The sequence below is a fragment of the Empedobacter sp. GD03865 genome (genome assembly GCF_029840775.1).
Taxonomy (GTDB): Bacteria; Bacteroidota; Bacteroidia; order Flavobacteriales; family Weeksellaceae; genus Empedobacter; species Empedobacter falsenii_B.
The window spans coordinates 1-8979 of sequence record NZ_JAOCDF010000054.1 but is presented as its reverse complement, the minus strand read 5'-3'; the positions used below and the strand labels follow the sequence as shown (position 1 = coordinate 8979).

General features: G+C 32.2%; 8 protein-coding genes, 1 tRNA gene and 1 pseudogene. 4 read left to right on the top strand and 6 right to left on the bottom strand.

The genetic code is table 11. The annotated features are described in order from the left end of the window. Window positions 1–127 precede the first annotated feature (127 nt). Window positions 128–1864, bottom strand: a complete 1737-nt coding sequence (locus N5D46_RS14310; RefSeq protein WP_280050404.1) for an ABC transporter ATP-binding protein — start codon at window positions 1862–1864, stop codon at window positions 128–130. A gap of 178 nt (window positions 1865–2042) precedes the next feature. Between N5D46_RS14310 and N5D46_RS14305 the strand changes: the two genes are divergently transcribed. Continuing rightward, the gene (locus tag N5D46_RS14305; protein WP_114998216.1) at window positions 2043–3464 is read left to right on the top strand and encodes a hemolysin family protein; all 1422 of its coding nucleotides are present in this window, start codon (window positions 2043–2045) and stop codon (window positions 3462–3464) included. 52 nt (window positions 3465–3516) lie between these two features. On the opposite strand, the gene N5D46_RS14300 is transcribed toward N5D46_RS14305, so the two are convergent. Further along, the gene (locus tag N5D46_RS14300; RefSeq protein ID WP_125348998.1) at window positions 3517–4224 is read right to left on the bottom strand and encodes a 3'-5' exonuclease; all 708 of its coding nucleotides are present in this window, start codon (window positions 4222–4224) and stop codon (window positions 3517–3519) included. Then, a complete protein-coding gene (locus tag N5D46_RS14295; protein ID WP_280050403.1) occupies window positions 4199–5404 on the bottom strand; it encodes a serine hydrolase in 1206 nt (401 codons plus the stop codon). Before N5D46_RS14295 ends, N5D46_RS14300 begins: the two co-directional genes overlap by 26 nt. Before the next feature lie 135 nt (window positions 5405–5539). Between N5D46_RS14295 and N5D46_RS14290 the strand changes: the two genes are divergently transcribed. The 3 genes from N5D46_RS14290 to N5D46_RS14280 all read left to right on the top strand — a co-directional run bounded on the left by N5D46_RS14290 (window position 5540) and on the right by N5D46_RS14280 (window position 6692). Then, window positions 5540–6142 (top strand): superoxide dismutase, encoded by a 603-nt coding sequence (locus N5D46_RS14290; RefSeq protein WP_038334988.1) that lies wholly within the window; start codon window positions 5540–5542, stop codon window positions 6140–6142. Window positions 6143–6212: 70 nt separating this feature from the next. Beyond that, a complete protein-coding gene (gene folB, locus N5D46_RS14285; RefSeq protein ID WP_038334989.1) occupies window positions 6213–6569 on the top strand; it encodes a dihydroneopterin aldolase in 357 nt (118 codons plus the stop codon). Window positions 6570–6621: 52 nt separating this feature from the next. Continuing rightward, window positions 6622–6692: transfer RNA gene (locus N5D46_RS14280), tRNA-Cys, on the top strand. A gap of 119 nt (window positions 6693–6811) precedes the next feature. On the opposite strand, the pseudogene N5D46_RS14275 reads toward N5D46_RS14280, so the two are convergent. From N5D46_RS14275 to N5D46_RS14265, 3 genes and pseudogenes are all read right to left on the bottom strand, one after another. After that, window positions 6812–6976: pseudogene (locus N5D46_RS14275) on the bottom strand (transposase); the annotation flags it as partial. A gap of 172 nt (window positions 6977–7148) precedes the next feature. After that, window positions 7149–7874 carry a LytTR family DNA-binding domain-containing protein gene (locus tag N5D46_RS14270; protein ID WP_280050402.1) on the bottom strand — a complete coding sequence of 242 codons (726 nt, stop codon included), beginning with the start codon at window positions 7872–7874 and terminating at the stop codon, window positions 7149–7151. Then, on the bottom strand, window positions 7871–8578 hold the full coding sequence (locus N5D46_RS14265; protein WP_052217770.1) for a histidine kinase: 708 nt from the start codon (window positions 8576–8578) through the stop codon (window positions 7871–7873). Before N5D46_RS14265 ends, N5D46_RS14270 begins: the two co-directional genes overlap by 4 nt. Window positions 8579–8979 lie beyond the last annotated feature (401 nt).

Genomic DNA, 8979 nt, shown 5'->3' with positions numbered 1-8979 from the left:
AAAAGCATTCAGATTTGAATGCTTTTTTATTTTGAAATAGTTTAGTTTATATTGATTTATTGCGATCAATAAAAAAGCGTTTGAGGAAATAAACTTCAAACGCTTTTTGCTTTTATACAGATTCCTTTTATAGCTTTGGAATCGCTTCGATCAATTCTTTGGTATAGTTTGTTGTCGGATGCGCATAAACCTTGTCTGCATCGTCCAATTCTTTCATTTCTCCGTGTTGCATCACCAATAACTGATCACTCATGTATTTTACAACAGCCAAATCATGTGAGATAAATATATAGGTAAAACCAAATTCGGTTTTCAAATCATTTAATAAATTCAAAACTTGCGCCTGAACAGAAACATCCAACGCAGAAACAGATTCATCACAAATGATAAATTTAGGATTTAAAGCCAAAGCACGAGCAATCCCGATACGTTGACGTTGCCCACCAGAAAATTCGTGCGGATATTTGTTCAAATCTTGATCTGATAAACCTACTTTTTGTAAAAGAGATGAAGCCGTTTGTAATCGTTCCGATTTATTCTGACCAATTTTATGTACTTGCATTGGCTCCGTAATAATTTGCGCAACGGTTTGTCGAGGATTCAAACTTGAATATGGATCTTGGAAAATAATCTGAATTTCTCTTCTTAATTTACGAATTTCCTCTTTTTTCAGTTTCGTGATATCTATACCATTATAATATATTTCGCCAGCAGTTGGTTTTTCTAATAACAAAACAGTTCTACTCAAAGTTGTTTTTCCAGAACCCGATTCGCCAACCAAGCCCATTGTTTCACCTAGATAAACTTTGAACGAAATATCATCGACAGCTTTTACATTCGGGATTGTAGCGTTTCCAAATAGAGTCGAAGGATAGAAATATTTCTTCAAGTTCTTAACCTCTAAAATTGGAGGATTTGCATAAATTTTTTCGTGAAAAGCTTCGCGTTCTTCTTCTGTATAGATTTCAGTTTTGAAATTTGGATTTCCTAAGAAATCTTTCACCGTAGGTAAACGTTTTGCGCGTTCATCCAATCGAGGTCGACAAGCAATTAAACCTTTTGTATAATTTTCTTTCGGATGATTAAAAATAGTTTCAACATTTCCTTGTTCTACAACATCACCACGAAACATCACCAAAATTTCTTCGCAAACATTTGCAATTACACCCAAATCGTGAGAAATAAACAACATGCTCATGTTATTTTTTTCTTGTAATTCTTTCAATAAATCTAACGTCGCTTTTTGCACCGTAACGTCCAAAGCTGTTGTAGGTTCATCCGCAATCAATAATTTCGGCTCGCAAGAAATCGCCATTGCTATCATTACACGTTGCTTTTGTCCGCCAGATAATTCGTGCGGATAGGCTTTATAAATACGTTCGGGATTTGGTAATTTTACTTGTTCAAAAAGATGAAGAACTTTCTTTTTAGCTTCTTCTTTCGATAAATTTTGATGCAAACGAATCGCTTCTTCCACTTGTTCCCCGCAACGTAAACTTGGATTTAGAGAAGTCATTGGTTCTTGAAAAATCATTCCGATTTCATTTCCTCTTATTTTTTCCAGTTCTTTAGGCGAAAGTTTAAGCAAATCTATCATTTTATCATCTTGACGAAAAAGAATTTCACTTTTGGGATGAATAATTGCATTAGGAGACAATAAACCCATAATTGCCAATGAAGTTAACGACTTTCCTGAGCCAGATTCTCCAACAATTCCTAATGTATCACCTTGTTCTACTTTGAAATTGATGTTATTCAAAACTTGTTTATCTCCAAAAGAAATCGATAAATTTTTGACCTCGATAATATAATGTAAATCTTGCTTTTGCATGGCAAATTGTTGCTTGGTAAATGAAGTGGAAATTTAGTGATTTTTTTAATCATTTTCTCGAATCAATAATTTCTAAGATTTTGTATTTATAAATTTTGTAATTTTGCTACGAATCAAAACGTTGTGATTTTTATTTTTTTTTATTAATTTAGATGTATTGATTTACTGGCTTATAAAAACTTATAACAAGTCAGTTTTTTAAATTCGAAGAATGGATACATACTCCCAGATTTCGACATTGTTTTTAGTCGCTAATCACAATGTCGCCGATGAAATTTCTGTAGCAAAACTTTTGCTTACAATTTTCCTTGTTTTATTAAATGGTTTTTTCGTTGCAGCCGAGTTTGCAATTGTAAAAGTACGTTCGTCACAAATTGAAGTTAATCAAGATATTAACGAAAGAACTTCAAATGCTGCAAAACGAATCGTTAATCATTTAGATTCTTATCTTGCCGCAACACAATTAGGTATTACATTAGCTTCGCTTGGTCTTGGTTGGGTTGGAGAAAGCTCTTTAACACCTGTAATCGTAAAACTTTTTGAAGTAGTTGGTTTAACTTCTCCTTCTTGGACAGCGATTGCGCATAATGTTGCATTCCCAGCAGCTTTCGTTATCATTACTATTTTGCACATTGTTTTTGGTGAGTTAGCGCCGAAATCTATTGCGATTCAGTATCCAACAAAAACTACTTTTACAGTAGCTTGGCCTCTTCGTGCATTTTATTTTGTTTTCAAACCTCTTATTGTTTTAATGAATGGTTTGGCAAATGTAATTCTTCGTGCGATTGGAATTCATCCTATTCATGGAGGTGAAATTCACACAGAAGAAGAGTTGAAAATGATTATTACAGAAAGTTCTGAAGGTGGAGCAATTGAAGAATCTGAGCGTAATTTAATTCAAAATGTGTTTGAGTTTGATGATCGTCGAGTGATGAATATTCAAACATTACGTAAAAATGTTTCTGCAATTAATATTAATACTTCTGTAAAAGATGCGTTAGATTATGCGATTAATGAAGGTTATTCGCGTTATCCTGTTTACGAAGAAGAATTTGATAATATAAAAGGTATCATTTACGCTAAGGATTTAATCAAGCAATTGTTAGAAAATCCAAATCAAACTGAAATTGAAGGATTGTTGCGAGAGCCAATTTTTATCTCAGAAAATGCATTGATTAAGAATGTAATGAAACAATTTCAGAAAAAACATATGCAAATTGCAATTGTAACAAATGAAGTTGGTGAAGTTGCAGGAATTGTTTCGATGGAAGATATTTTGGAGGAGTTGGTTGGAGAAATTCAAGACGAATATGATAACGAAGATCCGATAGTTTCTCGTGTTTCTGAAGGTGTTTATAATATAAATGCACACAACGCGATAAGCGATATTAATCGTTTAGTACCGTTTAGATTCGAAGAAAGCGAACATTATGATACGCTGGCTGGATTGATTTCTGAATGTTATCCTGATAAGGAATTAACGGAAGGAGATTTGATTGATTTGGAAGAATATACAGGAACAATTATCAAAATGTACCGAAATTCTGTTGAGCAAGTACAATTGAAAGTGAAAGATGAATTGATTGAAAACTTCCGCGATGAACCAGATTCAGCAGAAGATGATGAAAATTAATCATTAAATATAAAAACAAAAAAATCCGCTCATTGAGCGGATTTTTTTGTTTTTATATATCTTCTTTTCGTTGTAAAGGTTGATCGTAGCGCATTTTCCTGAAAACATTAATCAAGGTTACAACATCTTTTTCACAATAATCTTTGATGCGTTCAACATTGTTTTCATCGTAATATACACGCGCAACTTGTGAACCATCGATATCATCTTTTGGAGTTGGAATTTCGAAAACATTTGCCAATAAATCTAAGGATGTAAAGTTCTTGTAATCACCAAATTTCCATAATTCCATTGTATCCAAATGCTGAACTTCCCATGGTTTTTTACCAAATAATTGCAAAATAGCTGGAATTTCAATTTGATTAATCATCATTCGGCGAGCGATGTACGGAAAATCAAATTCTTTTCCGTTGTGCGCACATAAAATATGATCAGGCTTGAAAAAGTTTTCAATCAACATTGAATTGAAATCTTCTAACAATTTTTTCTCATCATGTTCATAAAAACTTTTGATGTGAATAAAAGAATCTTTGACCACAATTCCGACCGAAATACAAACTATTTTCCCAAATTCAGCCATAATTCCAGCGCGTTCGTGGTAGAATTCTTCAGGAGAAATCTCGTTATTATTGCGTTGATAAGCTGTTTTCTTTTCCCAAAGAGCTTGTGTTCTTTCAGACAAAAGATTCCAATCATCGGTTTGTGGAACCGTTTCGATGTCTAAAAATAATATTTTACTGTATTGAATTCGTTGGATCATTTTCTTTCACTTTTTGATTAATTCGCATCGCTTCGTCTACCAATCGATAAACATCGCCATCTGCAATTGGACGATTATTTGGCTGATCATTATGCGTTTTTCCAGTTCGAACAACAACTAATTTTTCTGAAGGAATTACAATGATACGTTGTCCCAAATGTCCTAACATTGCATAAAAAGGCGTTTTGTAATTGTAATCCATCCAAACTGAATAACCATAAATTTGTGGTTCATTTGGTCCAAACGCTTTTTTGTTTGGTAAAACCATTTTCTGAACAAATGCTGAATCCAAAATTTGTTTTCCGTACCAATTTCCATCATTCAATAATAATTGTCCAAGTTTGGCAAAATCTCGCGCTGTCGCATTGAAGCAACAATAGGTTTTCTCCATTCCTTTCGGATTATCTTTCGACCATTGAGCATCTAATTCCATACCCATTGGTTGCCAAAATTCTTCTTGAAAATATTGCGATAACGATTTATTTTTCACTGCGCGTTCAATCACAATTCCTAATAATTGCGTGTCACTCGATTGATATTTGAAATGTCCGCCAGGTTGAGAAACAAATTTTCGATCTAACATTTGTTTAACGATATCATCACCATAATACGCTTTAGCAGTAGGATTGAGTGGGAAATAATAATCTTCGTCCCAATCATAACCAGATGTCATCGCAGATAAATCGCCAACGGTACATTCAGCTCCAAATTTATCATCTTTAAATTCAGGAATGAAATCTGTTATTTTTTGATCTAAACCTTTGATATAACCTTGTTCAATCGCTTTTCCCAACATCATTGTTGTGAATGTTTTCGCCATCGAAAAAGAATTGGTAATATCATTTTGCGCATATCCATTAAAATAATATTCGCTCAAAATTTGATTATCTTTTATAATAACCAATCCAGCAGTTCCGAAATCGTTCATCTCCTTTTCGAAGTTAGCTGACAACGGAAATTGATTATAATCTAAATGTTGATGCCAAACTCGCGGTGCACCTGCCAAAATTACATTGTTATCAAAATCTTTGTAATCGTTGATATTTGCAGTGCTTTCACCTTTCATATAGGTTAATTTTACGCCACGAAAAATGTAGTCATTCCCTGTTGCATAAAGAATTAGGATTAATACACAAATGATTATGATGAACCATTTTATTATTTTCCAAAGTATTTTCATTTCAAAAATTTAGAATCTTTTACTAAAATAAGCTTTTACTATTAAATAATGTTAAAATTCTATCATTTCGGAATCATATTTGTTGAGTTATTGTGTATCTTTATACAAGAAAATTAAATCTAAAAAATAAATATTATGGCTTTTGAATTAGCAAAATTACCTTATGCATTTGATGCATTAGAACCTCATATTGACGCAAAAACAATGGAAATTCACCATGACAAACACCATGCTGCGTACACAAATAACTTGAATGCTGCTATTGAAGGAACTGATTTAGCAAATGCTACAATCGAAGAAATTTTAGCAAAAGGAACTGACAAACCAGCTGTTCGTAACAATGGTGGTGGTTTCTACAATCACAATTTATTCTGGGAAATTTTAACTCCAGGTGGTGCTAATCAACCAACTGCAGAAGTTGCTGATGCAATTAACGCTGCTTTTGGATCTTTTGAAGCTTTCAAAGATGAGTTTTCTAAAGCTGCTGCAACACGCTTTGGATCTGGATGGGCTTGGTTAATCGTAAAAGATGGAAAATTAGTTGTAACATCAACTCCAAATCAAGATTCTACTTTGATGCCTGTTGCTGATGTACAAGGATTTCCAGTTTTAGGATTAGATGTTTGGGAACATGCTTATTACTTAAATTACCAAAACCGTCGTCCTGATTATATCGAGGCTTTCTTCTCTGTAATTAACTGGGATAAAGTTGCGGAAAGATTTGCATCTGCAAAATAATAAGGTTTAAAAAAATTAAACAATACAAGACTTGTGTAGAAATACGCAAGTCTTTTTTTATCTTTGGACTATGGGAGTAATTATTTTAGAAAATATAAAAATATATTCGAATCACGGATGTTTAGATGAAGAAGCACGTATTGGTTCTGATTATTTGGTTGATTTGGAAGCGCATGCAGACTTTACGAAAGCAACAGAATCGGATGAATTGGTAGATGCTTTGGATTATGTTTCGTTAAATAAAATTGTGAAGGAAGAAGTAGGTATTCGTTCAAAACTTTTGGAACATGTTTGTAAAAGAGTCTTAGATCGTATAGGTCAAGAACTTACGAATGTTACGTATGCAAAAGTAAAATTATCTAAGCTGAATCCTCCTATTGGTGGGCATGTAGAAAAAGTGAGTGTTATTTTAGAAAAATCGTATTAAACTTTTTTTTTCTGAAATTATTGCTATATTTGCAATCCAAAACAACGGGAATGGTTCCTTGACCGAGAGGCTAGGTAGCGGTCTGCAAAACCGTCCACAGCGGTTCGAATCCGCTAGGAACCTCAAGATTAATTGATGATCAACAAGTTAAAAGACGTTTATGCATATTTTTTGCATAACGTCTTTTTTTATGCTTCAGTTTTATTTTCATAATTTATTATATTTGATGAATAGTAATATGAATCATATTTGGATTGATGTTTAGGAACAATAATTGGCTCATAGCTCTCTTTATGATCTTGTGGAACATCTATCGTAGATTCTCCATATTAGCTTTTAAACGTTTTGAAGTTGTACCATTACGTGCATTTGGATTATCACTTTTCTCATTTTTTGGAATAACCTAAATGTACTTGAAGTTAGCCTTGCAGCATGGCTTCTGATAAATCAGAATGCAATTCTTTTATTTTAAAGAAAAGTCTTGATGATTTTGATATAGGGGAGTATATCTAACAACAATTATTTAATAATTAAAATACAGAATATTCAAAACTCATATTGAATAAAGAAAGACATTTTTTAATCCTCCATTTTTATATAACCTTCGCCATAATTATCAAAAAATAATTTACGATAAGTAGAACCTATTGCAATGGCAACATCATCGATGTACAATGTGTTATAATCAAAAGAAGTGATATGATTTTTGTTGACAATATAGGATTTGCTCACTCTGTAAAAGCTTGTGTTTGGAAGCTTTGTATGCATTGTTTTTAGATTCATCGCGGTTATCAACTTTTGCTTGTCCGTATAAATGATGACATAATCTTTCAAAGCCTCGATATGCGTAATATCCTCAAAATTTAGTTTATGAAATCTTCGGTCTGCTTTGATAAACATAAACTGCTCTGAATTAGATTCAATTGTTGATTTTATGGTGTTATCTGATAATAATTGATGCAATAATTCTGCTTTTGAAATCGCTTTTTTTAGCCGTTCTTGCGAAATAGGTTTCAATAAATAATCTATCGCATCTAACTCGTAGCCATCAATCGCAAACTGTGGATAAGCCGTCGTAAAAATAAATAATGTAATCGTAGGCAATTGTTTTGCGAGTTCGAGACCATTTATGGATGGCATCTCAATATCCAAAAAAACTAAATCGACGTGATTATTTTTAGTAAAATCAAGCGCTTTGGTTGCATTACCAAAACTTCCAATAATTTCAATAGATTCAAAACCATTTAGTTCCTCCGATAATTCCTCACGCGCAAGAGGTTCATCATCAATTATAATACATTTCATAAAGGCAGATTTAAAGTGACAACAAATTCTTTTTCTTTCTTATTTAGCTTCAATTCGTAGTTATCACCATATAAAAGTTCTAATCTTCTTTTGATATTCGTAAGCCCGATTCCTTTATTTTTTGTATCAGAAATTTTAAAATCTGGACAGATAGAATTGCTACATTCAAAATGCAACATAAGATTTGTTATGCTAAAATTAATATTGATATAAGACGCATTATCATTAACATCGACACTATGTTTAACTGCATTTTCGATAAAAACGGTAAATAAGTTTGAAGGAATTAAACGTCGGTTAAGTGATTCCGAATTAATTGTATTGTTGATTTTTACTGTGAAATCGTCCCGTCTTTTTTGCTCTAATTCCAAATAATTGGTAAGAAATAAAATCTCTTGACACAAATTGTTTTTATTGTTTCGATTTTCATACAATTGAAAACGCAGAAATTCTGACAACTTCACAACTGTATTCACAGCTTCTTCGGGATTTTTTCTGATTAGAGCTTTTACACTATTCAAATTATTAAATAAAAAATGAGGATTAATTTGGTTTTTTAATTCCGCTAATTCCATTTTACGCGTTAGTTTTTCTAGTTCGATAATCTTCTCTTTATCAATAATCCAATTCTGCGCTAATCTTGTTGTTGTTGTAATCATGATAAAACTAATCGAAGTAAAAATTCCATAGATTGGCTGTAGCATAAAGAATTCACCTTTTGGAGTATTTAAATGTAGGATATATCGATTGGTTAAAAGTACAATACTTAGGGTTACAATAACTAAACAGATTAAAAGTGAGAAATAGGTCAGGTATTTTCTGTCCAAAAATTTAGGAACCAAATAATAGGTGTTGATGTAAAACATGATGACAAAAAAAGTGTACACGCTAACAAACCAATAAATACGGTCTTCTTTGGGAAATCTGATGTAAAATCCTGAGCAATACAAGAAAATGAAGAAAAATAGTAGAAATATGATTTGCCTAACCAATTTCAATTTCTTGTTCAATAAAAAAGCTATAATTTTCTCCTCCATTTCGATTTATTTAGAGATAGTAATTACTCAAAATATTTAGATTACTAAATTACTTCTTTATAAAAGAC